This is a genomic window from Pseudomonas sp. P4_B3 (assembly GCF_056402295.1).
Genome location: NZ_JBFUHR010000039.1, coordinates 1 through 23,817 on the forward strand (window position 1 = coordinate 1; position 23,817 = coordinate 23,817).

Consider the following 23,817-nt stretch of genomic DNA (forward strand, 5'->3'; position numbering starts at 1 on the left):
CCCCGCACAGGCTTCCATCACCACGATACAACTCGGCACGTTGCCGAAAAGCTGCATCATCTGCGCCCGAGAGAGCTTCTTGCGAAACACCTCGCGGCCTGATTTATCCTGGCCGTGAAGGTGGAAATTATGTTTGCCGAGATCGATACCGATCAGTGCTGACTGGATCATGATGATGGCCTCCGAAAACAAAACACCCTGCGAAAGCGTAGCCCTCGCAGGGTGTGGGGGTGACCATCTCATTAGCCCCCCACCGGTCACCCGATGGGGGGCTTTTGTGCGTCTGGCGTCAGATCAAACCTTGACGATCCAGCCCGCTGGCGCTTCGATGTCGCCGGTTTGCACGCCGGTCAGCTCTTTGTAGAGCTTCTGGGTGATCGGGCCGACTTCAGTTTCGCTGTGGAACACGTGCAGGTGGTCGTTGTAGTTGATGCCGCCAATTGGCGTGATCACTGCAGCGGTGCCGCAAGCGCCGGCTTCCTTGAAGTCCGACAGTTTGTCGATGAACACGTCGCCTTCGACCACATCCAGACCCAGGCGGGACCGGGCCAGTTCGATCAGCGACAGACGGGTGATGCCCGGCAGTACCGATGGCGAGTTCGGGGTCACGAACTTGTTGTCGTGGGTGATCCCGAAGAAGTTGGCCGAACCGACTTCCTCGATCTTGGTATGGGTCAGCGGATCCAGGTAGATGCAGTCGGCGAAATGCGCTTTCTTGGCCTGGGAACCCGGCATCAGGCTGGCGGCGTAGTTGCCACCGACCTTGGCGGCACCGGTGCCTTGTGGCGCGGCACGGTCGTAGCTGGAGATCAGGAAGTTGTGCGGGGTCAGGCCGCCCTTGAAGTAGGCGCCGACCGGGATGCAGAAGATCGAGAAGATGAACTCGGGGGCGGTACGCACGCCGATGTTGTCACCCACACCGATCACGAACGGGCGCAGGTACAGCGCGCCGCCGGTGCCGTACGGCGGAATGAAACGCTCGTTGGCGCGGACCACTGCTTTACAGGCTTCGATGAATTGCTCGGTGTCCACCTGCGGCATCAGCAGGCGGGCGCAGCTGCGCTGCATGCGCAGGGCGTTCTGGTCCGGGCGGAACAGGTTGATCGAACCATCCTTGCAACGGTAGGCCTTCATGCCTTCGAAGCATTGCTGGCCATAGTGAAGGGCAGTGGAGCCTTCGCTGATGTGCAGCACGTTATCTTCGGTCAGGGTGCCTTTGTCCCACTCGCCATTGCGAAAGTACGACAGATAGCGCTTGTCGGTCTTGATGTAGTCAAAACCCAGCTTGTCCCAATTAATGCTTTCGTTACCCATGACACCCTCTATCTCTTAACAACCGCCGAAACGGTTCAAGGCTTCTGACGTTTTTTGGATGGGGACAACAATACTTCATTCTTGGGCTAAATCGCAGCCCGGACGATAGGGGGAGAAGCAGATTTATTAGCCTGCTTATTAGACTTCCCGGTCTATCGTCGAAAAGATCGCAGCCTGCGGCAGCTCCTACGGGATCGGCGGCCACCTGTAGGAGCTGCCGCAGGCTGCGATCTTTTGATCTTTACAGGTGCAACGCATGCCCCAACGCCCGCAACGCCGCTTCCTGCACCGCCTCACCCAGCGTCGGATGCGCATGGATGGTGCCGCCGATGTCTTCCAGCCGCGCGCCCATCTCCAGGCTCTGGGCAAACGCCGTGGACAACTCCGATACGCCGACGCCCACCGCCTGCCAGCCGACAATCACATGATTGTCGCGACGGGCAACCACGCGCACGAAGCCGCTTTTCGACTCCAGGGTCATCGCCCGGCCATTGGCGGCGAACGGGAAGTTCGACACGATGCAGTCCAGGCCCGCGGCCTTGGCTTCGTCCGGGGTCTTGCCGACTACCACCAGTTCCGGGTCGGTGAAGCACACGGCGGCGATGGCGGTCGGGTTGAACTCGCGGGTCTTGCCGCTGATCAGCTCGGCGACCATCTCGCCCTGGGCCATGGCCCGGTGCGCGAGCATCGGTTCGCCGCTCAGGTCACCGATGGCATACACGTTGCGCATGCTGGTCTGGCAGCGGTGGTCGATCTTGATCGACGAACCGTTCATGTCCAGGTTCAGCGCTTCGAGGTTCCAGCCCTGGGTGTTCGGCTTGCGACCGACGGCCACCAGCACCTGATCGGTTTCCAGGTTCAGGGTCTCGCCGCCTGGTTCCAGTACTTGCAAGGTATTGTTAGAAGAATCAAAACCTTGAACGCTATGTTTCAAGTAAAGCTTTACGCCGAGTTTTTTCAGTTCGTCGTGCACCGGTTGAGTCAATTCGGCGTCGTAGGCCGGCAGGATGCGCTCCTGCGCTTCCACCACGCTGACTTCGGCGCCGAGCTTGCGATAGGCAATGCCCAGCTCCAGACCGATGTAACCGCCGCCGACCACGATCAAGCGCTTGGGCACGGAGGTTGGCGCCAGGGCTTCGGTGGACGAGATGATCGGCCCGCCAATCGGCAGCATCGGCAGGTTCACGCTTTTCGAACCGGTGGCCAGCACCAGGTGCTCGCACTGGATACGCGTGTCGCCGACTTCAACGGTCTTGCCGTCGATGACCTTGGCCCAGCCTTGAACAACCTGGACCTTGTTCTTTTTCAGCAGCGCCGCAACGCCAGTGGTCAGGCGATCGACGATGCCGTCCTTCCACTCGACGCTCTTGGTGATGTCCAGGGTCGGCGCCGAGACGCTGATGCCCAGCGCCGAGTGCTGGTTGTGGTGCCGGGTCTGGTGGAACTGCTCGGCAACATGAATCAGTGCCTTGGACGGAATGCAGCCGATGTTCAGGCAGGTGCCGCCCAGGGATTGGCCTTCCACCAGAATGGTCGGAATGCCCAGCTGGCCGGCACGGATCGCTGTTACGTAACCGCCGGGGCCGCCGCCGATGATCAGCAGCGTGGTGTTCAAAGTCTGCATTCGTTACTCCACAAACAGAGTGGCGGGTTGTTCGAGCAAGCCGCGAATGGCCTGGATGAAGAGCGCCGCGTCCATGCCGTCGACCACGCGGTGATCGAAGGAGCTGGAGAGGTTCATCATCTTGCGGATCACGATCTGGCCTTTGATCACCATTGGCCGTTCGACGATCTTGTTCACGCCGACAATCGCCACTTCCGGCAGGTTCAGCACCGGCGTGCTGACGATGCCGCCCAAGGCGCCAAGGCTGGTCAGGGTGATGGTCGAACCGGACAACTCGTCGCGGCTGGCCTTGCCGTTGCGTGCGGCGTTGGCCAGGCGAGCGATTTCCGCTGCGCTGTCCCACAGGCTGCGGGCTTCGGCGTGACGCACCACCGGCACCATCAGGCCAACGTCGCTCTGGGTCGCGACGCCCACATGCACCGCGCCGAGGCGGGTGATGACCTGGGCTTCGTCGTCGTAGCGGGCATTGATCTGCGGGAAGTCACGCAGGGCGACGACCATGGCGCGGACCAGGAACGGCAGCAAGGTCAGCTTGCCGCGGGTCACGCCGTGTTTTTCGTTGAGGTGCGCGCGCAACTCTTCCACAGCCGTGACGTCGATTTCTTCGACATAACTGAAGTGGGCGGCACGCTGGGTGGCGTCCTGCATGCGCTGGGCGATCTTGCGGCGCATGCCGATCACCGGGATCTGCTGTTCATCGGTACGTTGGGCGTAAGCAGCCGCCACCGGTGCCGAGGCGGTCGATTGACCCTGAGCCAGGTAGGCGTCGAGATCTTCGTGCAGTACGCGACCGGCCGGGCCGGTGCCACGCACCAGGCGCAGCTGAATGCCCAGGTCCAGCGCATGCTTGCGCACGGCCGGGGAGGCCAGCGGACGCTCATCGGCTTCGCGAGCGACCATCGGGCCCTGGCAAACGGCAGCTTTCGGCGCTGGGGCAGCGACCGGTTTGCTTTCAACCACGGCTTCTACTTTAGCTGCGGCCACCGGGGCTTCTTTAACGGGAGCCGGTTGCACCGACTCCTTAACGTTGCCCGCGCCTTCGACTTCAATGCTGATCAGCACACTGCCGACCGCCATGACTTCGCCCGGCTGGCCACCGAGGGCAATCACCTTGCCATGCACCGGCGACGGGATATCGACCATCGCCTTATCGGTCATGACATCGGCCAGTACCTGATCTTCGACGACCATGTCACCGACCTTGACGTGCCATACCGACAATTCAACTTCTGCAATGCCTTCACCAATGTCCGGCATTTTAATAACGTGCGTGCCCATTCAGACCTCCATGACCCGTTTCAACGCCGCGCCCACTCGGGACGGGCCTGGGAAATACGCCCACTCTTGCGCGTGCGGGTAGGGAGTGTCCCAACCGGTGACGCGTTCGATCGGCGCTTCCAGGTGGTGGAAGCAGTGCTCTTGCACCAGCGCCGTCAGTTCGGCGCCGAAGCCGCAAGTGCGGGTGGCTTCGTGAACGATCACGCAGCGCCCGGTTTTCTTCACCGATTTGGTGATGGTTTCGAGGTCCAGCGGCCACAGGCTGCGCAGGTCGATGACTTCGGCATCCACGCCGCTTTCTTCAGCGGCCACTTGCGACACGTAGACGGTGGTGCCGTAGGTCAGTACGGTGACGTCCTTGCCCGGACGGGCGATAGCGGCAACGTCCAGCGGTACGGTGTAGTAACCGTCCGGAACCTGTGCGGCGGGGTGTTTCGACCACGGGGTTACCGGGCGGTCGTGGTGGCCGTCGAAAGGACCGTTGTACAGTCGTTTCGGCTCCAGGAAGATCACCGGGTCATCGTTTTCGATGGAGGCAATCAGCAGGCCTTTGGCGTCGTAGGGGTTGGACGGCATGACGGTGCGCAGACCGCATACCTGAGTGAAGAGTGCCTCGATGCTCTGGCTGTGGGTCTGGCCGCCGTAGATGCCGCCGCCACAGGGCATGCGCAGGGTCATCGGCGCGGTGAATTCGCCAGCCGAGCGATAACGCAGGCGCGCGGCTTCGGAAATGATCTGATCGTAGGCCGGGTACACGTAGTCGGCGAACTGGATCTCCACCACCGGGCGCAGGCCGTAGGCGCCCATGCCCACGGCGGTGCCGACGATACCGCTTTCAGAGATCGGCGCGTCGAACACCCGGGAGGTGCCGTACTTGGCTTGCAGGCCTTCGGTGCAGCGGAACACGCCGCCGAAGTAGCCCACGTCCTGGCCGAAGACCACGACGTTGTCGTCACGTTCAAGCATCACATCCATGGCCGAGCGCAGGGCCTGGATCATGGTCATGGTGGTCGTGGTCATGGCGGTTTCCAGCTCGATATTGTTGTTGTGATCGTTCATGTCAGATCCCCAACTCTTGACGCTGGCGCTTCAAGTGCTCCGGCATCTCTTTGTAGACGTCTTCGAACATGGTCGCGGCGCTCGGAATCTGGCCGCCGGCGAGGGTGCCGTACTGCTCGGCTTCTTTCTGCGCGGCGATCACTTGGGCTTCCAGTTCGGCGCTGACCGCGGTGTGTTCCTCTTCGGACCAGTGACCGGTCTTGATCAGGTGCTGCTTGAGGCGCGCAATCGGATCACCCAACGGGAAGTGGCTCCAGTCATCGGCGGGACGGTATTTGGACGGATCATCGGAGGTCGAGTGCGGACCGGCGCGGTAGGTGACCCATTCGATCATGGTAGGACCGAGGCCGCGGCGGGCGCGTTCGGCGGCCCAGGCAGAGGCGGCGTAGACCGCGTAGAAATCGTTGCCATCGACCCGCAGGGAGGCAATGCCGCAACCGACGCCACGACCGGCGAAGGTGGTGGCTTCACCACCGGCAATCGCCTGGAAGGTGGAGATCGCCCACTGGTTGTTGACCACGTTGAGGATCACCGGCGCGCGGTACACGTGGGCGAACGTCAGGGCAGTGTGGAAGTCCGACTCGGCGGTGGCGCCGTCGCCGATCCACGCCGAAGCGATTTTGGTGTCGCCCTTGATCGCCGAGGCCATGCCCCAGCCCACGGCTTGCACGAACTGGGTGGCGAGGTTGCCGGAGATGGTGAAGAAACCGGACTCCTTGACCGAGTACATGATTGGCAACTGACGTCCCTTGAGCGGATCGCGCTCGTTGGACAACAGTTGGCAGATCAGGTCGACCAGCGGTACGTCGCGGGCCATCAGGATGCTTTGCTGGCGGTAGGTCGGGAAGCACATGTCGTCGATGTTCAGGGCCAGGGCCTGGGCGCTGCCGATGGCTTCTTCGCCAAGGCTCTGCATGTAGAACGACATTTTTTTCTGACGCTGGGCAACCACCATGCGGTTGTCGTAGATCCGCGTCTTGAGCATGGCGCGCATGCCCTTGCGCAGGATCTCTACCGGCACGTTTTCAGCCCATGGACCGAGGGCATTGCCCTGGTCGTCGAGCACGCGGATCAGGCCACGGGCCAGATCCGCCGTGTCAGCCGGTTCAACGTCGATTGGGGGTTTGCGCACCGTGCCGGCATCGGTCAGATGCAGGTAGGAGAAGTCGGTTTTGCATCCTGGACGGCCCGAGGGTTCGGGGACGTGCAGACGCAGCGGTTCATACGCTTGGGTCATGGCTTCTACGCTCGATCTTGTGAATTTCTTGTAGTGAGCTGACAGATTTCGTTCGGTAGAAGAAATCTTGTCCTACAACAATCATAGGCCCGGCCAAGAAGAATATTTCTCTCTGTTTCGTTGCGTTAAAGATCATTTGAAGATAAAAAACCTGCATAAACATAAAAAACAGGTGGTTTTATCTCATGCGCAAACTGGACCGTACCGATATCGGCATTCTCAACAGCCTTCAGGAGAACGCACGCATCACCAACGCCGACCTCGCGCGTTCGGTGAACCTGTCGCCGACGCCATGTTTCAACCGGGTCAAGGCCATGGAAGAACTGGGGGTGATTCGCGAGCAAGTGACGCTGCTGGATGCCGACCTGCTGGGGCTGCACGTGAACGTGTTCATTCACGTCAGCCTGGAGAAGCAGGTGGAGGAGGCGCTGCAGCATTTCGAAGAGGCGATTTCCGATCGCCCCGAGGTGATGGAGTGCTACCTGATGGCCGGCGACCCGGACTATCTGATCCGGGTGCTGGTGCCGACCATCCAGTCGCTGGAGCGCTTCATGATGGACTTTCTGACCAAGGTGCCGGGGGTGGCGAACATCCGCTCGAGCTTTGCGCTCAAGCAGGTGCGCTATAAGACCGCGCTGCCGTTGCCGGCGAATGGGCTGACGTTGGGTAACTGAAAATCAAGGATCGCGCTTTGTAGGAGCTGCCGAAGGCTGCGATCTTTTGATTCTGGCGACAGTTGGATCGCTGAAKATCAAAAGATCGCAGCCTTCGGCAGCTCCTACAGGGTTAGAGTTTGTTCAGGGGGATTTTCAGGTAGGTCACGCCGTTGTCTTCGGCCGGCGGCAAATTCCCCGCCCGCACATTCACCTGGATCGCCGGCAGCAACAGTGTCGGCATCCCCAATCCCGCATCGCGCCGGGTGCGCATTTCCACGAAGGCGTTTTCGTCGATGCCATCGCGTACGTGAATATTGCTTTTGCGCTGTTCACCCACGGTAGTCATGCATTGGGAGGAGCGGCCCTCGGGCGGATAATCGTGGCAGATGTACAGGCGCACGCTGGCGGGGAAGGCCAGCAGCTTGTGGATCGAGGCGTACATCTGGTTGGCATTGCCGCCGGGAAAGTCGCAGCGCGCGGTGCCCACGTCCGGCATGAACAGCGTGTCGCCGACCAGGATCACCTCGTTGCCGATCAGGTAGGCCATGTCCGCCGGGGTATGACCGGGCACGTGCAGGGCGGTCGCCTTGAGATTGCCAATCATGAACGATTCGTCGGGGGCGAACAGGTGATCGAATTGGGAGCCGTCGACGCGAAAGGCGGGCTCCAGATTGAACAGCGCCTTGAACACGTCCTGCACCTTGCTGATCGACTCGCCAATGGCGATCTTGCCGCCCAACTCCCCGCGCAGATACGGCGCAGCGGACAGGTGATCGGCGTGGGCGTGGGTTTCCAGCAGCCATTGCACTTGCAGTTTGCGGGCTCGGACGAAGGCGACGATTTTGTCGGCCTGGGTGGTCGCGGTACGCCCGGCCGCACCGTCGTAGTCGAGCACAGGGTCGACAATCGCACACTGCCCGCCATCCGCCTCGTAGACCACGTAGCTGTAGGTCGAGGAGGCGGGGTCGAGGAATGCTTCAATCAACGCGGGCATGGACACGAACCTGTGCAGGGGTAGAAAAGTCAGTCATGGGTTGCAACACTTTATGTAAAAACATAATGTTCGCAGCTTAAGTGACATTGAAGGCATCCTGCAAATGCAATCCAGTCTGACCGAATGTGAAGTCGCCCAACTGCGCGCCTCGGCCTCCAAGGCGTGTGCGCTGCTCAAGGCCCTGGCCAATGAAGATCGCCTGTTGATCCTGTGCCAGCTCACCCAGGGTGAGCGCAACGTAGGCGAGCTGGAGAAAATGACCGGCGTGCGCCAACCGACTCTGTCCCAGCAGTTGGGCATCCTGCGCGATGAGGGATTGGTCGCGACCCGTCGTGAAGGCAAGTACATTTTTTATGGTCTTGCCAGTCACGAAGTGATCCAGGTGATGAAAACCCTCTCCGGGCTGTATTGCGGGGCGTTGCTCAAAAACTGGGTTCAACCCTGAATGCAAGCCAACACTCAGAACCTGTGGGAGCGAGCCTGCTCGCGATGGACGTAATGGCACCGCGTTTATACAGATAACACGCGTAATCGTTAGCGACCATCGTCGGAACGCCGCCCGGAGCAAGCTCGCTCCTACAGTAATTTTGTATTGCGGCTGGAAGAAAACTTGCGTGCAGCAAAAGGAACAAGCAATGAACGATCAACACTGGGGCCCATCCATCAGTGCAGATATCGTGCTCATCGGCGGCGGCGGCGGCGGCGGCACGGCGGGCATCGGCTTTGTCGCCAGCCTGCTCAAGCTGAAGGCGACACTGCTGCCGTGGTTCTACTGGAACGGTATGCTCAAGGGCCGCGAGTGGCTGACACATGTGTCCAGGGTCGACTGAGAACTCCCTATGTTGCTGGCAAGTCTGTTTGGCGTAGTGATGGGGTTGGTGCTCGGCTTGACTGGCGCCGGTGGCGGTATCCTTGCGGTCCCGGCCCTGGTGTTGGGGTTGGGCTGGAGCATGACCCAGGCCGCTCCGGTGGCGTTGTTCGCGGTGGGCAGTGCGGCAGCGGTCGGCGCCATCGACGGTTTGCGCCATGGCCTGGTGCGGTATCGCGCGGCGCTGCTGATCGCCGCGCTGGGTGCGGTGTTTTCGCCGGTGGGCATCTACTTTGCCCATCAGTTGCCGGAAAAAATCCTGATGATCCTGTTCAGCCTGCTGATGGTCGTGGTGGCCGGGCGGATGTTGCGCCGCGAGCGCAAGGAAGAGGGCCCCAGCGATCACGGTCAGGCCAACTGGGGCCAGAAGAACTGCATGCTCGATCAACAGACCGGGCGTTTTTCCTGGACCGCCAAATGCACTGCGACCCTCGCCGCACTGGGGGCGGTGACGGGAGTGGTGTCGGGGTTGCTGGGGGTGGGTGGCGGCTTTCTGATCGTCCCGGCCTTCAAGCAACTGACCGATGTGCAGATGCGCGGGATCATTGCCACCTCGCTGATGGTGATCAGCCTGATTTCCGCCATCGGCGTGATCGGCGCCTTCCAGGCCGGCGTGCGCATCGACAGCGTCGGCGCCACCTTCATCGGCGCCAGCATTGCCGGCATGATCGTTGGCCGCAAGCTCTGCGCCCAGGTACCGGCGCGGGCGTTGCAGGTCGGGTTCGCCAGCATCTGTTTCGTGGTCGCCGCGTACATGCTGATAAAAACGAGCGCTTGACCTATAGAAGCCCGGCTTGCCGGCGAAGGGGGCTTCAAGTGCGCCTTCGCCGGCAAGCCGGCTCCTACGAAAAGCGGTTCTTTACAACTTTAGTGGCTTGCCCTGCCGACAAGCGGTCGTACGCCTTAGTTGTCGCGCACCACCGGCCAATCCAAAGCACCTGAAAACCACCCCCAAGGCAGCGTATGGCGCCGCCGGTCAGGTTTCGATAATCGCCTCCGACACTCAGTCCCCCGTTTCGGAGCGCGCCATGCACAACAATAAGAACGTCACGCATCGTTTTCTGCCTGCCTTTATCGCCAGCCTGTCTGCCCTTGGCCTGAGCCCGCTGGCCGAGGCGGATATCATGCTGTACGACAAGGACCAGACCACGTTCTCCACCGACGGCTACATCAACGCCTTCTACGTGAACAGCGATGTCGACCGCGCCGGCGAGCAGTTCGACCGTCGGCAGTCGCGGGTCAAAATGGGGTTCCTGCCCAACTACCTGGGGTTCAACATGGGCAAGCAGGTAGACGATCTCAAGCTCGGTGCCCGCGCCTCGTTCTGGGTCACCATCAACGACAGCCAAACCAACGGCACCGACACCGCCATCGATGTGCGGCAGTTCTTCGGCACCGTGGCCAACCCGGAGTGGGGCGAAGTGCTGATCGGCAAAGACTTCGGGCTGTTCGCCCGTTCCAACATCCTGCTCGACGAAATGCTCGCCGGTTACGGTCAGGTCAGCGATACGTTGGGGCTGGTGGATGGCGGCGGGGTGTCGTTCGGCAACATTGGCACCGGTTACCCGTATCCGTTCCCGACCTCGCAGATCACCTATCGCACCCCGGTGATGGACGGTCTGCGTGTGGCGGTCGGCATCATGGACCCGGTGGACACCAACGACAGCAGCCCGACGGGCAAGGCCTATCAGGAAAACCCGCGTACCGAGAGCGAAGTCACCTATCAGTTCGACCTGGCCGGGGCAAAGATCTACAGCTGGGTCAACGGCAGCTACCAGACTTCGGACAACACCGATTCCACGGTCGAGACCGTCACCTCCAAGGGTGTCGGTTATGGCGTGCAGGCGAAGATGGGCGGCTTGTCCCTCACCGGGTCGGGTTTCCAGGCCAAGGGCATCAACCCGTTTTTCACCAACAATGCCGGCGAGCCGACCCTGCGCAACGTCGACAGCGACGGCTACCTGCTGCAGGGCTCCTACAAACTGGGCAAGAACCGCCTGGCCTTGTCCTACGGCAAGACCAATGACGATGGCAACGGCGTGGTCGGCAGCGGCGCAGACTACGAGACCCGCGGCATCGCGTTGTTCCATGACGTGAACGATAACCTCAAGCTGGTGGCCGAGTACAACCAGTTCGAAATCAACGGCCACGACACCAGCGAGCAGAACGAAAACACCGACACCTTTGCCGTGGGTGCGGTGCTGACCTGGTAACCCCGGGAGGTGGCCCTGGCCGTGCGCATCGCGGCGAGGGTCGCCACCCGTCTCATCCCATCGAAGCGGCTACCCGCTACCCAAGTAGCATTCGTCGCACACCACAGACTTCGTACACTCGTGCCTCATACACACGCACCTGCGGGAGGTAAGGATGCAGCAGAGCGAAGGCGTCGTCAGTGCGATGTCCCAGGCCACCGATGCCCGGCAGGTCGCGCAGGAACTGGCCAGACAGTTGTTGCATCCGCACCTGGGGTTCGTGCTGTTCTTCTGTTCCGCCGAGTACGACTTGCAGGCGCTGGGCCAGGCCTTGCAGCAAAGCTTCGGCGGCATTCGCCTGGCGGGCTGCACCAGCGCCGGGGAAATCACCCCGCTGGGCTACGGGCGCAATTGCGTGACGGCGGTGGGCTTTGATCATCGGCACTTTTCCATCGCGATCGAGCTGATCGACCAGATGGAGCACTTCAGCCTGATCGACGCCCAGCAAATGGTCGAGCGCCTGGTCAGTGGCTGTCGCAGCAACACCCTGGCGCCGATCAAGGGCAACAGCTTTGCCCTGACCCTGCTCGATGGCCTGTCCAGCCGCGAAGAAATGGTCCTGGCGGCCTTGAGCGCGGCATTGGGCGACATTCCGCATTTCGGCGGCTCGGCCGGCGACGACAACTACCTGACCCATACCCATGTGTACTTCGATGGCGAGTTCCACAGCGGTGCGGCCGTGGTGGTGCTGGTCAATACCTGGCTGGATTTCGAAGTGTTCACCACCCACCACGTGCTGCCCCGCGCCGAGAAGCTGGTGGTCACCGGAGCCGACAGCGCCTCACGGCGGGTCTTCGAACTCAATGCCGAGCCGGCTGCCGCCGAGTACGCCCGGCACATCGGCGTGCCGGTGGCGCAACTCGATCACCGGGTCTTCGCCGCGCACCCGCTGGCGGTGCGGATCAACCAGCAGTACTACGTGCGGGCCATCCAGCAGGTGCATCCGGACCTGAGCCTGAGTTTCTACTGCGCCGTGGAAAACGGCATCGTCCTCACCGCCATGACCCCGGGGTCGATGCTGCCGAACCTGCAGAGCCTGTTCGAAGGGTTGCAGGAGCGCCTGGGCGATTTGCTGCTGACCATCGGTTGCGACTGTTTCCTGCGGCGTCTGGAACTCGAAGACGACGGCAGTCTTGATCAGATCGGCACGTTTTTGCGTGAGCAACGGGTGATGGGGTTCAACACCTACGGAGAACAGTTCAATGGCATGCACATCAACCAGACCTTCACCGGCGTTGCCATTGCCCGTGGCCGTGCCCCAGGACATCGCTGAGCTGCAGGCCGAACTGGCCGGGCTGCGTCTGGAAAACCACAAACTGCAGCGCATCAATGGCGCGCTGATCGAACGGGTCGAGTCCGGGGTGACCCGCGGCAACGATCCGTACGCGGCATTCCAGCATTCGGTGGTGCTGGCCGAGCAAGTGCGCGAACGCACCGATGCCCTGAACCAGGCCATGGCCGAACTCAAGGCCGGTAATCATTTGCTCAGCGAAGCCCGCTTGCGCGCGGAAACGGCGCATCAACACCTGATCGACGCCATCGAAAGTATTTCAGACGCCTTCGTGCTGTTCGACGCCGAGCAGCGCATCGTGCTGTTCAACAGTCGCTTCAAGGCGTTCTGGAGCAACAGCCGGGTGCGGATCAACGCCGGCATGCGCCTGACCGAGGTCAAGCGGTTGATGATGAACAACGGCCTGTTCACCGAAGAGCCGCGCGGGCATGCCGACGAAAACCTGCTTTACCGCCTGCAGAACGGGCGCTGGCTGCAAGTCAGCGAGCGGCCGACCCAGGAAGGGGGGCGGGTGATTCTGTTCACCGACATTACCGACGTCAAACTCAGCGAAACCATGCGCCGTGAGCAGGCGGTGGCGCAGAAGTCGCACCTGTTGCAGCGGGCGGTCGACAACCTGTCCCAAGGGGTGGCGATGGTCAGCGCCGAGGGCATCCTGGAGTTGTGGAACCGGCGTTTCCTGGAATTGAGCGGGCTGGCGCCGGTGGCGGCCCATCGCCCCTTTGCCGAAGTGATCGCCGACAGCGAGTTGAACCTGCTGACCCCGGCCAGTCGCGATGGCAACGGACGACCGGTCCGCGAATGCGAGCAGCGCCTGTACGATGGCCGGGTCCTGGAAATCCGCACCCATCCGCTGCCCACCGGCGGTTTCGTCAATACCTTCACCGACATTACCGAACGCTACCAGCACGCCGAGGCGCTAAGTGAAAGCGAACACTGGATTCGCCTGATCACCGATCACGTACCGGCATTGATTGCCTACCTCAATGCCGACCTGGTCTACGAGTTCACCAACAAGGTCTACGAAGAGTGGTACTGCTGGCCCCGCGGCGTGATGCTCGGCCAGAGCCTGCGCGAAGTGCACAGCGAACAGCATTACCAGCGACTGGAGTCCTACGTGGCCAGGGCACTGGCGGGCGAGAGCGTGACCTTCGAGTTCGCCGAAACCAACGTCAACAACCAGGAGCGCTACATGCTGCGCTCCTATGTGCCCAACCGTCTGGCCAGTGGCGAGGTGGTGGGGATTTTCGTGCTGATCCGCGACATCACCGAACGCCGCCGCACCGCCGAGGCGCTGCATCAGGCTTATCAGAACCTGGAGCTGCGGGTACGCGAGCGCACGGCGGAATTGACCACCCTCAACGACCAGCTGCTGCGCGAGATCGATGAGCGGCGCCTGGTCGAGTCACGCTTGCGCGAGGCCAAGCAGGAAGCCGAGCAGGCCAACCTGTCGAAAACCAAGTTCCTCGCCGCCGTCAGCCACGACCTGCTGCAACCGTTGAATGCCGCGCGCCTGTTTACCAGTGCCTTGCTGGAGCGGCGCGAGCCGATGTCCAGCGAGGTTCTGGTGCGCAACGTGAGCAATTCCCTGGAAGACGTGGAGAACCTGCTCGGCACCCTGGTGGATATTTCCAAGCTCGATGCGGGGGTGATCAAGGCCGACATTGCGCCATTCGCCCTCAGTGAGCTGCTGGAGAACCTGGCCGCCGAATACACCCAGGTGGCGCGCAGTGAAGGCCTGCAACTGCACTTCATCGGCTGTTCGGCGCTGGTGCGCAGCGACATCCAGTTGCTGGCGCGGATTCTGCGCAATCTGCTGAGCAATGCGATTCGCTATACCTACAGTGGTCGCGTGGTGCTCGGTTGCCGGCGGCATCATCAGTGCCTGACGATCGAAGTCTGGGACAGCGGCATGGGCATTGCCGAGCATCGCCTGGAGGAGATTTTCCAGGAGTTCAAGCGCGGTGATGTGCAACGACCCGATCAGGATCGCGGCCTGGGCCTGGGCCTGGCGATTGTCGAGAAGATTGCCGGCATCCTCGGGCATCGCATTCATGTGCGTTCGTGGCCGGGCCGGGGCTCGATGTTCTCGGTCGAAGTACCCTTGAGCGCCACCGCGCCCAAGCCGCAGCCGGCGTTGCAGATGAGCGAGCCGATGCTGGAGCGCCTGCGGGGTGCGCGGATTTGGGTGCTGGACAATGACGCGACCATCTGTGCCGGCATGCGCACCTTGCTGGAGGGGTGGGGGTGTCGGGTGGTGACGGCACTATCGGAGGAGGACCTGGCACGGCAAGTGGACAACTATCACGCCGAGGCCGACCTGCTGATCGCCGACTATCACCTGGATAACGATCGCAACGGTGTCGACGCCGTCGCCCGAATCAATGCCCGGCGCGCGTCACCGATCCCGGCCATGATGATCACGGCCAACTACAGCAATGAACTCAAACAGCAGATCCGCGAACTGGGCCACACCCTGATGCACAAGCCGGTGCGGCCGTTGAAACTGAAGACGGCGATGAGTCATCTACTCACCAGACCTTGAAATCTTCGGTGCATGGGACGGCCCCTTCGCTGGCAAGCCAGCTCCTACAGGATTGCGGTGATCTGTAGGAGCTGGCTTGCCAGCGAAAGGGGCGACTCGGTCGTCAACGCCGCAGATAAGACCCGAAATCAATATCCCCGGCACTCAGGATTGCCTGCACCCGGTTGTGCACGTTGAGCTTGCGCAGGATCGCCGAGACGTGGGCCTTGACCGTGGTCTCGGCGATTTCCAGGGTGTAGGCGATCTGCTTGTTCGATTCGCCCTTGGTCATGCGTTCCAGTACCTGCAATTGCTTGCGGGTCAGGGCCTGGAGCAGTTCGGGCGGGAAGCTCGGGGTGTCGTTCATGCGCCGGTGGGTGCTGCTTTTGGCGGTGCGGATGATGTCCGGGGGCAGGTAGACATTGCCGTTGAGAATCTGCTGGATGGCATCGGTCATCTGGGTGCGTGGCGAAGATTTGGTGATGAAGCCCACCGCGCCGTAGGTGATGGCTTGCAGCACGATCTGTTTGTCCTGCTCGGCGGAGACAATCACCACCGGAATGGTCGGCGCCTCGTTACGCAAGTTGATCAGGCCATTGAGCCCGTGCATGCCGGGCATGTTCAGGTCGAGCAGGATCAGGTCCAGATCGTCGTGTTCCTGGGTCAGGGCCAGGGCGCTGTCCAGGTCAGCGGTTTCCATCACCTCGCTGCCGGCAAAACCGTCGCTGATGACGTTGTGAATGGCTTCGCGAAACAGCGGGTGATCGTCGGCAATCAGAATTTTGTACATGGCCTTTCACCTCATTATTTTGATTATGGTGTGGCAACAACACGCACGCGTAAAGCTCAGGGAAAGGGTTCGGGCCGGGCGGGCGAAACCGGCAGGTTGGCCGCTTGCCAGGCGTCCAGGCCATCGCGATACCAATACAGCGTCTTATAGCCCATGGTGGCTGCGCGCTTGACCGCATTCCAGCTCAACCAGCAGTCGGAGCGGCAATAGAAGACCAGCGGTTGCGTCGGGTCGCCGGCGGTCAGCTTTTTCAGGTTGGCGGCGAAATAGTCCTGCCATTGCGGCGTCAGGTCACCGTCCCCGGTATTGGCCAGCCAGTGGCTGCCGGGCAGGTTTTCATGGGGCTGGTCTTCGATGAATTGCCCTTGCAGCCACTGACGGCGGTAGACGTCGATCAGCACCGGGCGCGGGGTTTGGCCGAGCAGCGTTTGCAGGGCGCGGGTGTCGACGATGGTTGCGCCTTGCAGCTGGTCGGGCGTCGGGCTGCGGTACAGGCCGATGCGAAAGCCGTCGGTGGAGAACAGCGCTGTGTCGGCCTGCGCAGTACTCAGCAGCAGGCCCAGCGACAGGGCGGCGAGAACAGGGCGCAACAGGCAACGTCGGGCACGTGGCATGGGTTCAGTCCTTATAGTTATGAACCTATTACATGCCAGTCGGGGGGCATTGGGAATGCGACGATAGACAGGGAAACCAGTACTAAAGTAGTAATTTCCCTGTGATTGTGGAGAACCCTTGTAGGAGCTGGCTTGCCAGCGAAGAGGCCGGCAGCTCCAGCATTAATGTTGGCTGGCATACCGCCTTCGCCGGCAAGCCGGCTCCTACAGGGGCGTGTTGTCAGTTGGCTTTGCGCAAGGCCGCATGCTGCGGGTTGAAGGTCAGTACGGCGAGCAACGCAAACAACAGCGTCAGCCCCATGCACACCGCCAACGCCAGTGGATTGAAGCGCTCATACAGGGCAAAACGCACCAGCTCCACCGCATGGGTAAACGGATTCACCGCGCACAGCCAGTACAACCACTCGCTGGCGTCGCGCATCTTCCACAGCGGATACAGCGCCGATGACAGGAAAAACAGCGGGAAGATCACGAAATTCATCACCCCGGCAAAGTTCTCCAGCTGGCGGATCGCGTTCGACAGCAACAGGCCCAGGGCGCTGAGCAGCAACGCCACCAGCAGCAGGGTCGGCAACGCCAGCAACAGCCCCATGGCGGGTGGCCGCACGCCGTAGACCCAGGCAATCGCCAGGAACGCATACACCTGCAACAGCGAAATCAGTGACGTGGCCAGCAGCTTGCTGCACAGCAGAAAGGTTCGGGGCAGGGGGCTGGTCAGCAGCACGCGCATGCTGCCCATCTCGCGGTCGTAGACCATCGACAGAGACCCTTGCATGCCGTTGAACAGCAGGATCATGCACGCCAGGCCGGGAATGATGTAGACCTCATAGGGAATGTAGGTGTCGTAGGGCTCGATGATCGCGATCCCCAGCGCTGCGCGAAAACCGGCGGCGAACACCAGCAGCCACAGCAGCGGCCGCACCAGGGCGCTGAGAAACCGCGTGCGTTGCAGCACAAAGCGCAGCCATTCGCGCAGCACGATACCGCGCAAGCATTGCCAGTAAGCAGTCATTGCATGGCTCCCGTGGTCGTCAGGCGGGTGAAGGCCGAACCGAGATCGCCGCCGTGTTCCAGGCTCAGGGCATCGGCCTGTCCGCTGGCCACCAGCCGGCCTTGATGCAGGATCAGCAAGTCGTCACCAGGCTGCACTTCGTCGAGCAGGTGGGTGGTCCAGAGCACGCTGATGCGCTCCTCGCGACACAGGCTGCGGATGTGTTGATTGAGCGCCAGGCGACTCGCCGGGTCGAGGCCGACACTGGCTTCATCGAGCAGCAACAGGCGCGGCTCGTGCAACAGGGCGCGGGCAATTTCCACCCGGCGGCGATGGCCGCCATTGAGTTCACGCACCCGTTCGCGGCGGCGGTCGGTCAGGGCCTGGCGGTCCAGTTCGGCGTCGACCCGAAGGTCGGTCTGACGCCGGGACAGGCCATGCAATGCGGCGTGATAGCGCAGGTTCTGCTCGACGCTGAGGTCCAGGTCCAGGGTGCTTTGCTGGAACACCACGCCCAATTGCCTGAGTGCCGGGCGTGCGGCGCTGCGCAATGAATTGCCACCGACGCGGATCTCGCCGTGCTGCAGATCATAGAGCCGGGTCAGCAGGGCAATCAGGGTCGACTTGCCGGCGCCATTGGGCCCCAGCAGCGCAGCGAAACGCCCGGGCTCCAGGCTGAAACTCACTTTGCGCAATGCCTCTCGAGCACCGTAGACGAAACTCAGGTCGCTGACTTCAAGGGCGTTCATGGCGTCACCACCACGCCCCAGGGGTAGCGCCCGACCTTCACCGATTTGCTGACCTTGAGGCTGTCGACATCGATCACCGACACGTCACCGCTGACGCCGTTGGTGGCCAGCAGTTGCTTCTGGTCCGGGGTGAACGCCATCTGCCAAACCCGTCTACCCACCAGCAGGTAATCGACAATCTCGAAGGTTTTGGCGTCGACCACCGCGACGTGATTGGCCGGGCCGAGGGCGACGAAAGCGTATTTTCCATCGGCGCTGAGCTTGATGCCCACCGGTTGCACCTTGTCCGGATGCACGCCCTTGATCTGGAAGTTCAGGGTCTTGAGCGCGGTGCGGCTGGCCACGTCGAGAATGGTCACGGTGCCGCCGATTTCCGCCGAGGCCCAGAGTTGGGCGCCGTCCGGGGAGAACTCGACGAAGCGCGGGCGCTGGTCCACCAGGGTGCTGTCGGCCAGGGTCTGGGTACTGGTGTCGATCCAGTGCAGCATGTTGGTGGTTTCGCTGGTATTGACCGCCCACTTGCCGTCGGGGCTCACCGCCATGCCTTCGGGTTCGACACCGACGTTGATCTGGCCGAGTACCTTGGAGGTCTCGGTGTCGATCACCGTGACCAGCGCATCGTCTTCGTTGGAGACGTACAACCAGCGATTGTTCGGGTGCAGGGCGAATTGCTCGGGGTCTTTGCCCGAGGGCAGTTCCTTGATGATCTTGCGCGTGGCCACGTCCATCACCTGGACCCGGTCCGAGTCACTGGCGCAGATGTACAGCAGCTTGCTGTCATGGGACAGCAGCAGGCCGCGGGGGCGCTGGCCGACGGGCAGGGTGTCGGTGACTTGCAGGGTCTGCAGGTCGATCAGGCTCAGGCTGTTGTCCTTTTCGTTGGAGACCCAGGCAGTGCTGGCAACGGCATGGCCAGCGGCGAGCAGCATGACCCAAGAAAGTAGGGAGCGGCAGAGCAGGGTGCGGCGCATGGCGGATTCCTTGTTGTTGTTGTTGTTGTTGTTGTTGTTGTTGTTGTTGTTGTTGTTGTGATGATCGGATCAGGGAAAGCGGCAGCTGACCTCGGGCTTGTCGTAACCCAGACTGTCCATCTCGTTGAACGGGTGCAGAAAGCCATCCTGGGGTGAGGTGCTGACCAGCGCCCGGGGCTGGACAATGGGAATCGGCTGGCGCAACTGGCCGTTCCACGGCCGGTAGCTGAGCTTGCGGCCCTTGAAACCGTCGAGGGGCAACTGGTCGCTGATTTCCAGCGTACGGATCGCCATCGGCTCGGCCTGGCGCAGTTTGCTCACGGCGCTGGCGATACTGCGCACGGCCATCCAGGCGGCGAAATCGCGGTCGTTCATCCAGCGCCCGGTCAGGGCTTCGAAGCGTTTTTGCAGCTGCGCGGCACCGTAGGTTTCCACAGTCTTGTGCCAGCCCACCGGGGTCAGGCCCTGGGTGCCGGCGACCGGGCGCGGGTACCAGGTCTGGTAGGGCACGTATTCGCCAAAGTCGCCGCGTTCATCGGCCACCAGTACCACGTCGTACTCGGCGGTCTGGGTGAACAGCGGCATGTCGGCCTGGGCGCTGCGTCGCTGGTCGTTGTCGAAGCTCCAGGTTTTTTCCGCCACCAGTTGCAAGCCGAAGCGCTTGGCGGCGCGGCGCAGGGCGGCGGCATAGGCTTGATCGTCCGGCGTCGGGCCGACAATCAGCAGCGCTCGCTGCCATTTGCGCAGCACCAGAAACTGCGCCAGTGCATCGGCGAGCATCGCCCGGCTCGGCAAGGTGTGCAGCACGTTCGGCAGGCAATCGGAGGTGCGCAAGTTGTCGTCCGGGCTGCCGGCGTTGAACAGCAGGCTGTCGGGCAGTGCGGCACTGAGTTGGCGCAGGCTGGTGGCAGGTGCGTTCACCACGAACAGGCGCAGGCCTTGTTCATGCTGCACCTTTGCCGCTTCGAGCAAGGCCTCGGGGCTGTCGACACTGGCGCTGAACAGACTGTAGCCGTGGTTGAGAAAACGCCCGGTGCTGTTGCTGTCGGTGATCGCCAGTTCGGCACCGCGCAGCCCGGCATCGGTGGGCTCGGGGATGACGTTCGACAGCAACGGGCCTGGGTCGGGGCGATAACCCAAATAGCCGATGCGCACCTGCAAAGGTGCATCCGCCGCCTGGCTCTGGGTGGCCAGGCCGGCGGCGCAGGCAATCGCCAGCAGGTAGATCAGGGCGTAAGGGGCAAGCTGGCGCATAGGGCACTCCATTACAGGTAGCGCCAGCTTAGGTAGCCCGTGATGGTGAGGAAATATGCAGAAAGTACCGGTGGTGTCCATCCGGCGCCTTACTACCAAGGGACTAGGTGGCGACCACCAAAGCAGCATGGGGTGAGTGCGATACCGTTTCTAAGATGGCTGCCATAGCCTCTGCCAAGAGGTTTTGCGTGCAATCCAGAGGGCATAACAATGACAACAAAACGCAACGCCTTGCTCGTGACCGGGCTATTGGCCAGTTTGATCAGCGCAGGTTCCGTCTGGGCCCACGGCAACGTGGTCCCACAAGCCGTGGCGACCCCGGGGCTGACCCCGATCAAGGACGCCGGTGTGCAACTCGATGCCGATGGCTGGGCCGCGGTGAACCCGTATCGCACCGCTGCGGAACACGACAAGGCAGTGGAAATCGGTGCCTCGGCCTACACCCAGAATTGCGCGGCCTGTCATGGCCTGGAAGCCAAGTCCGGCGGTATCGCCCCTGACTTGCGCATGCTCGATGTCGGCGAGGCGGGCGATGAATGGTTCGCCGAACGGGTGCGCCATGGCGCGGTGCGCGACGGTCGGGTGTACATGCCGAAGATGGCCGATTACCTGAGCCAGGAAGCTCTGTGGGCGGTGCGCACTTATCTGGACACTGTGCACGTCGAGGAGTGACCCATGCGCCTGCTCGCGGTGTTGATCGGCGCTCTGTGGCTGTGCTGCCAGCCGGCGCAGGCGCAGGTTCGCAACTACGACGAAATGATCGCCGCCGGGGAGCTGAAGGTGGCGGTCTACAAGGACTTCGCCCCCTACAGCTTTGAAAGCGCCGGAAAGCCCCAGGGTGTCGATGTCGAACTCGCCGAAGCCTTGGCCAAGGCGCTCGGCGTGCGCCTGACGCTGATCTGGGCGCCGGCGGGAGAAAAGCTCGATGACGACCTGCGCGATTACATCTGGCGTGCCAGTGCCTTGCACAACCAGCAACTGGCCGACCTGATGATGCGCGTGCCCTATGACCGTGACTACGCGCAGAAGCGCAACGAGTTCGGCGAACTGGTCAACGGCCACGTGGTGATGTTCGGTCCGTACCAGAACGAGCAATGGCAGGTGGCTTATGACCGCCGGCGGCTGGACAAGGTCGCCAGCGTCGCGGTGTTCGAGCAACACCCGATTGGTGTCGAAGTCGACAGCGTACCGTCGTTCTACCTGACCTCGGTGTTCAACGGCATGCTCGCCGGCAAGACCCATCACTATCCCGGCGTGCGCCAGGCGTTTGCCGCGATGAAGGCCGGTGAGGTCGACGCGGTGATGGCCATGCGCGGCGAGATCGACTGGCAAGTGCATGAAGCGGCCGACCCGCAAGTGGCACTGGCTGAGAACGCCTATCCGAACATGGGCAAGCAGCTCTGGGAGATCGGCATGGCGGTGCACGAAAGCAACCGTCAACTGGCCTATGCCGTGGAAGAGGCGCTCGAAGGCCTGATCCGCGAGGGCGCGGTGAAGACCATCTACGGCCATTACGGCCTGCGTTACGACGTGCCCGAGATGTATCAATAAGGAGCAGGCGATGAAATGGCGAAGGAGTTGTCTGTTGGCCTGCTGGTTAAGCCTGGCGGCACAGGCCGCCGAAATCGATCCCGGCAAAGACCCGGTGCCATCGGTGATGTGGACGTTCTATCACCAGCAGTTTCTTGGCAATGCGCCGTTCGTTTTCGACGATCGGGTCAAGTTGCTGGCGCCGCCGTTTGCCGAAGATGCCCGGCAGGTGCCGCTGGAAATCGACGCCCGGGCGTTCAACGGCGAGGTGGTGAAAATCCTCGCCTGGGCCGAGCTGAACCCTTTGCCGAAAATCGTCGACTTCCAGCCGCTGAATTCGGTTTTGCCCTGGTTGTCGTTGCGCATTCGCATCGAACAGGCCACCCCCTTGCGCGCGGCGGTGTTGACCCGTGACGGCCTGTGGCATGTCGGCTCGACCCTGATCGACGCGGCAGGTGGCGGCTGCACTGCGCCGAGCGTGGTACGCAGCCAGCCGGGCTGGGAGGAGCACATCGGCGAAGTGCTCGGCGGGCGTTATCCCCGGGGCGAGTTCAGCCGTTTGCGTTTGCAGGTGGCCCATCCCATGGACAACGGCATGGTCAGTGGCATCCCGGAATTCTTCATCAACCATGCCGAGTTGCGTGACCGTAGCGAGCAAGTGCTGGCCCGGCTGGAGCTGTTTCCCGCGGTCAGTGAAAACCCCAACCTGGCCTTCGACATCGAAGGGGCAGGGCAAACGCGCCTGCTGCTACGGGACAACAGCGGCAATGAGTTCGATGCGTCGATCCCCTGACCCCAAGGAGCGTGGCATGCGCTGGATCCTGTTGATGGTGTTAAGCGTCAGTCTGCCGGCCCTGGCCGATCTTGAATACTCGCTCAAGCCCCGGCAGATCGCCCAGGACACCTGGCTGCTGGAAGGCAGCACGGATAATTTCGCCAAGGCCAACGGCGGCAACATCGTCAACACCGCGTTTATCGTCACTGAACGCGGTGTGGTGGTGATCGACACGGGGCCGTCCCGGCGGTACGGCGAAGCGATGCGCAAGGCCATTGCCGCCACGACCGACAAGCCGGTGATCGAGGTCTTGCTGACCCATCACCACCCGGATCATGTGCTGGGCAATCAGGCCTTCAGCGACGTGCCGATCGGCGCCTTGGCCGGCACCACCGAGCTGTTGCACCGGCAAGGCGATGCCATGGCCGGAAATATGTACCGGATGGTCGGCGACTGGATGCGTGGCACCGAAGTGTTGTTGCCGACTCAGACGCTGACACCCGGCGTGAAAAGTTTTGGGAATCACGATTTGCGTCTGCTGAGCCTGGGTGGGCATACGGGCGCGGATCTGGCTATTCTCGACCAGCAAACCGGCGTGCTGTTTGCCGGGGACCTGGTGTTTTATCAACGGGCCCTGACCACGCCCAACAGTCCAGGGCTGTCAGTGTGGCTGGCGGACATTGCGACCCTGCAAGGCTTGCCCTGGACGCTGATCGTGCCGGGCCATGGGCCGGTGGCCAGTGATCGGCAACCCTTCGAGCAAATGCGCGATTACCTGACCTGGCTCGATCAGCTGATGCGCGACGGCGCCGCCAATGGCAGCGACATGGCCGAGATGATCCGCAGTCCCATCCCTGAACGCTTTGCCGGGATCAACCTGAGCCGTTATGAACTGATCCGCAGCGTCAGCCATCTGTACCCGCGCTACGAGCGCGAGCGGATGACGCGGGTGGATGCCATCCGCTAACAGGCGACCCACATCCCCTGTGGGAGCGGGCTTGCCCGCGAAGGCGGAGTATCAGGCGACATCGATGTCGAATGTGCCG

The 23,817-nt window shown here is 62.1% G+C and carries 23 protein-coding genes and 1 pseudogene; 11 read left to right on the plus strand and 13 right to left on the minus strand.

Annotation, left to right across the window (positions count from 1 at the left end; all coding sequences use genetic code 11):
* From AC1DWG_RS29750 to AC1DWG_RS29775, 6 genes and pseudogenes are all read right to left on the minus strand, one after another.
* Positions 1 to 171: pseudogene (locus AC1DWG_RS29750) on the minus strand (IS110 family transposase); the annotation flags it as partial.
* Positions 172 to 294: 123 nt separating this feature from the next.
* Positions 295 to 1,314: a branched-chain amino acid aminotransferase gene (locus AC1DWG_RS29755; RefSeq protein ID WP_223455986.1), complete on the minus strand. Its 1,020-nt coding sequence runs from the start codon at positions 1,312 to 1,314 to the stop codon at positions 295 to 297.
* Positions 1,315 to 1,555: 241 nt separating this feature from the next.
* Positions 1,556 to 2,938 (minus strand): dihydrolipoyl dehydrogenase, encoded by a 1,383-nt coding sequence (gene lpdA, locus AC1DWG_RS29760; protein ID WP_477755843.1) that lies wholly within the window; start codon positions 2,936 to 2,938, stop codon positions 1,556 to 1,558.
* 3 nt (positions 2,939 to 2,941) lie between these two features.
* Positions 2,942 to 4,216 carry a dihydrolipoamide acetyltransferase family protein gene (locus AC1DWG_RS29765; protein ID WP_477788734.1) on the minus strand — a complete coding sequence of 425 codons (1,275 nt, stop codon included), beginning with the start codon at positions 4,214 to 4,216 and terminating at the stop codon, positions 2,942 to 2,944.
* On the minus strand, positions 4,217 to 5,275 hold the full coding sequence (locus AC1DWG_RS29770; protein ID WP_477764090.1) for an alpha-ketoacid dehydrogenase subunit beta: 1,059 nt from the start codon (positions 5,273 to 5,275) through the stop codon (positions 4,217 to 4,219).
* A 1-nt stretch (position 5,276) separates the two neighbouring features.
* The gene (locus AC1DWG_RS29775; RefSeq protein WP_477764091.1) at positions 5,277 to 6,512 is read right to left on the minus strand and encodes a thiamine pyrophosphate-dependent enzyme; all 1,236 of its coding nucleotides are present in this window, start codon (positions 6,510 to 6,512) and stop codon (positions 5,277 to 5,279) included.
* 185 nt (positions 6,513 to 6,697) lie between these two features.
* Between AC1DWG_RS29775 and bkdR the strand changes: the two genes are divergently transcribed.
* Positions 6,698 to 7,186 (plus strand): Bkd operon transcriptional regulator BkdR, encoded by a 489-nt coding sequence (gene bkdR / locus AC1DWG_RS29780; protein WP_007976593.1) that lies wholly within the window; start codon positions 6,698 to 6,700, stop codon positions 7,184 to 7,186.
* Between the two features lie 112 nt (positions 7,187 to 7,298).
* Here bkdR and AC1DWG_RS29785 read toward each other — a convergent pair whose 3' ends face one another.
* The gene (locus tag AC1DWG_RS29785) at positions 7,299 to 8,162 is read right to left on the minus strand and encodes an MBL fold metallo-hydrolase (protein WP_477788735.1); all 864 of its coding nucleotides are present in this window, start codon (positions 8,160 to 8,162) and stop codon (positions 7,299 to 7,301) included.
* Between the two features lie 103 nt (positions 8,163 to 8,265).
* Between AC1DWG_RS29785 and AC1DWG_RS29790 the strand changes: the two genes are divergently transcribed.
* The 6 genes from AC1DWG_RS29790 to nahK all read left to right on the plus strand — a co-directional run bounded on the left by AC1DWG_RS29790 (position 8,266) and on the right by nahK (position 15,118).
* A complete protein-coding gene (locus AC1DWG_RS29790) occupies positions 8,266 to 8,607 on the plus strand; it encodes an ArsR/SmtB family transcription factor (protein WP_477788736.1) in 342 nt (113 codons plus the stop codon).
* Positions 8,608 to 8,797: 190 nt separating this feature from the next.
* A complete protein-coding gene (locus AC1DWG_RS29795) occupies positions 8,798 to 8,992 on the plus strand; it encodes a hypothetical protein (protein ID WP_477788742.1) in 195 nt (64 codons plus the stop codon).
* Positions 8,993 to 9,001: 9 nt separating this feature from the next.
* Positions 9,002 to 9,808 (plus strand): sulfite exporter TauE/SafE family protein, encoded by an 807-nt coding sequence (locus AC1DWG_RS29800; RefSeq protein WP_477764094.1) that lies wholly within the window; start codon positions 9,002 to 9,004, stop codon positions 9,806 to 9,808.
* A 250-nt stretch (positions 9,809 to 10,058) separates the two neighbouring features.
* A complete protein-coding gene (locus AC1DWG_RS29805) occupies positions 10,059 to 11,243 on the plus strand; it encodes a porin (RefSeq protein ID WP_477764095.1) in 1,185 nt (394 codons plus the stop codon).
* 154 nt (positions 11,244 to 11,397) lie between these two features.
* Positions 11,398 to 12,555 carry a nitric oxide-sensing protein NosP gene (nosP, locus tag AC1DWG_RS29810; protein WP_477788737.1) on the plus strand — a complete coding sequence of 386 codons (1,158 nt, stop codon included), beginning with the start codon at positions 11,398 to 11,400 and terminating at the stop codon, positions 12,553 to 12,555.
* Complete coding sequence (nahK, locus tag AC1DWG_RS29815) at positions 12,485 to 15,118, plus strand: hybrid sensor histidine kinase/response regulator NahK/ErcS' (protein ID WP_477788738.1); 2,634 nt, start codon at positions 12,485 to 12,487, stop codon at positions 15,116 to 15,118. Before nosP ends, nahK begins: the two co-directional genes overlap by 71 nt.
* A gap of 103 nt (positions 15,119 to 15,221) precedes the next feature.
* Here the strand turns inward: nahK and AC1DWG_RS29820 are convergent, their stop codons facing one another.
* The 6 genes from AC1DWG_RS29820 to AC1DWG_RS29845 form a co-directional block, all read right to left on the minus strand.
* On the minus strand, positions 15,222 to 15,887 hold the full coding sequence (locus tag AC1DWG_RS29820; RefSeq protein ID WP_108215949.1) for a response regulator transcription factor: 666 nt from the start codon (positions 15,885 to 15,887) through the stop codon (positions 15,222 to 15,224).
* Positions 15,888 to 15,943: 56 nt separating this feature from the next.
* Positions 15,944 to 16,501: a PQQ-dependent catabolism-associated CXXCW motif protein gene (locus AC1DWG_RS29825; protein ID WP_477788739.1), complete on the minus strand. Its 558-nt coding sequence runs from the start codon at positions 16,499 to 16,501 to the stop codon at positions 15,944 to 15,946.
* A gap of 220 nt (positions 16,502 to 16,721) precedes the next feature.
* Complete coding sequence (locus tag AC1DWG_RS29830) at positions 16,722 to 17,513, minus strand: ABC transporter permease (RefSeq protein WP_477764099.1); 792 nt, start codon at positions 17,511 to 17,513, stop codon at positions 16,722 to 16,724.
* A complete protein-coding gene (locus tag AC1DWG_RS29835) occupies positions 17,510 to 18,241 on the minus strand; it encodes an ABC transporter ATP-binding protein (protein ID WP_477788740.1) in 732 nt (243 codons plus the stop codon). The genes AC1DWG_RS29830 and AC1DWG_RS29835 overlap by 4 nt, the downstream gene beginning before the upstream one ends.
* Positions 18,238 to 19,212 (minus strand): YVTN family beta-propeller repeat protein, encoded by a 975-nt coding sequence (locus AC1DWG_RS29840; RefSeq protein ID WP_477788741.1) that lies wholly within the window; start codon positions 19,210 to 19,212, stop codon positions 18,238 to 18,240. Before AC1DWG_RS29840 ends, AC1DWG_RS29835 begins: the two co-directional genes overlap by 4 nt.
* Positions 19,213 to 19,281: 69 nt before the next feature.
* Entirely contained in the window at positions 19,282 to 20,466 is a 1,185-nt protein-coding gene (locus tag AC1DWG_RS29845; protein ID WP_477754593.1) for an ABC transporter substrate-binding protein, read from the minus strand.
* Positions 20,467 to 20,676: 210 nt separating this feature from the next.
* Here AC1DWG_RS29845 and pedF point away from each other — a divergent pair, with 210 nt between their 5' ends.
* From pedF to AC1DWG_RS29865, 4 genes are read left to right on the plus strand one after another with little or no spacing between them, the layout of a single operon-like run.
* Positions 20,677 to 21,138 carry a cytochrome c-550 PedF gene (gene pedF, locus AC1DWG_RS29850; RefSeq protein ID WP_477764102.1) on the plus strand — a complete coding sequence of 154 codons (462 nt, stop codon included), beginning with the start codon at positions 20,677 to 20,679 and terminating at the stop codon, positions 21,136 to 21,138.
* Between the two features lie 3 nt (positions 21,139 to 21,141).
* Positions 21,142 to 22,017, plus strand: a complete 876-nt coding sequence (locus tag AC1DWG_RS29855) for a substrate-binding periplasmic protein (protein ID WP_477764103.1) — start codon at positions 21,142 to 21,144, stop codon at positions 22,015 to 22,017.
* Positions 22,018 to 22,027: 10 nt separating this feature from the next.
* Positions 22,028 to 22,789, plus strand: a complete 762-nt coding sequence (locus AC1DWG_RS29860) for a quinoprotein dehydrogenase-associated SoxYZ-like carrier (protein WP_477764104.1) — start codon at positions 22,028 to 22,030, stop codon at positions 22,787 to 22,789.
* Positions 22,790 to 22,805: 16 nt separating this feature from the next.
* A complete protein-coding gene (locus AC1DWG_RS29865; RefSeq protein ID WP_477764105.1) occupies positions 22,806 to 23,738 on the plus strand; it encodes a quinoprotein relay system zinc metallohydrolase 1 in 933 nt (310 codons plus the stop codon).
* Positions 23,739 to 23,817: the final 79 nt, after the last annotated feature.

Coding starts and splice junctions, on each gene's coding strand:
- AC1DWG_RS29800 (WP_477764094.1), top strand. CDS start 9,002: ATGTTGCTGGCAAGTCTGTTTGGCGTAGTGATGGGGTTGGTGCTCGGC.
- AC1DWG_RS29785 (WP_477788735.1), bottom strand. CDS start 8,162: ATGCCCGCGTTGATTGAAGCATTCCTCGACCCCGCCTCCTCGACCTAC.
- bkdR (WP_007976593.1), top strand. CDS start 6,698: ATGCGCAAACTGGACCGTACCGATATCGGCATTCTCAACAGCCTTCAG.
- AC1DWG_RS29855 (WP_477764103.1), top strand. CDS start 21,142: ATGCGCCTGCTCGCGGTGTTGATCGGCGCTCTGTGGCTGTGCTGCCAG.
- nosP (WP_477788737.1), top strand. CDS start 11,398: ATGCAGCAGAGCGAAGGCGTCGTCAGTGCGATGTCCCAGGCCACCGAT.
- nahK (WP_477788738.1), top strand. CDS start 12,485: ATGGCATGCACATCAACCAGACCTTCACCGGCGTTGCCATTGCCCGTG.
- AC1DWG_RS29775 (WP_477764091.1), bottom strand. CDS start 6,512: ATGACCCAAGCGTATGAACCGCTGCGTCTGCACGTCCCCGAACCCTCG.
- AC1DWG_RS29865 (WP_477764105.1), top strand. CDS start 22,806: ATGCGCTGGATCCTGTTGATGGTGTTAAGCGTCAGTCTGCCGGCCCTG.
- pedF (WP_477764102.1), top strand. CDS start 20,677: ATGACAACAAAACGCAACGCCTTGCTCGTGACCGGGCTATTGGCCAGT.
- AC1DWG_RS29830 (WP_477764099.1), bottom strand. CDS start 17,513: ATGACTGCTTACTGGCAATGCTTGCGCGGTATCGTGCTGCGCGAATGG.
- AC1DWG_RS29765 (WP_477788734.1), bottom strand. CDS start 4,216: ATGGGCACGCACGTTATTAAAATGCCGGACATTGGTGAAGGCATTGCA.
- lpdA (WP_477755843.1), bottom strand. CDS start 2,938: ATGCAGACTTTGAACACCACGCTGCTGATCATCGGCGGCGGCCCCGGC.
- AC1DWG_RS29795 (WP_477788742.1), top strand. CDS start 8,798: ATGAACGATCAACACTGGGGCCCATCCATCAGTGCAGATATCGTGCTC.
- AC1DWG_RS29835 (WP_477788740.1), bottom strand. CDS start 18,241: ATGAACGCCCTTGAAGTCAGCGACCTGAGTTTCGTCTACGGTGCTCGA.
- AC1DWG_RS29845 (WP_477754593.1), bottom strand. CDS start 20,466: ATGCGCCAGCTTGCCCCTTACGCCCTGATCTACCTGCTGGCGATTGCC.
- AC1DWG_RS29770 (WP_477764090.1), bottom strand. CDS start 5,275: ATGAACGATCACAACAACAATATCGAGCTGGAAACCGCCATGACCACG.
- AC1DWG_RS29755 (WP_223455986.1), bottom strand. CDS start 1,314: ATGGGTAACGAAAGCATTAATTGGGACAAGCTGGGTTTTGACTACATC.
- AC1DWG_RS29805 (WP_477764095.1), top strand. CDS start 10,059: ATGCACAACAATAAGAACGTCACGCATCGTTTTCTGCCTGCCTTTATC.
- AC1DWG_RS29820 (WP_108215949.1), bottom strand. CDS start 15,887: ATGTACAAAATTCTGATTGCCGACGATCACCCGCTGTTTCGCGAAGCC.
- AC1DWG_RS29790 (WP_477788736.1), top strand. CDS start 8,266: ATGCAATCCAGTCTGACCGAATGTGAAGTCGCCCAACTGCGCGCCTCG.
- AC1DWG_RS29840 (WP_477788741.1), bottom strand. CDS start 19,212: ATGCGCCGCACCCTGCTCTGCCGCTCCCTACTTTCTTGGGTCATGCTG.
- AC1DWG_RS29825 (WP_477788739.1), bottom strand. CDS start 16,501: ATGCCACGTGCCCGACGTTGCCTGTTGCGCCCTGTTCTCGCCGCCCTG.
- AC1DWG_RS29860 (WP_477764104.1), top strand. CDS start 22,028: ATGAAATGGCGAAGGAGTTGTCTGTTGGCCTGCTGGTTAAGCCTGGCG.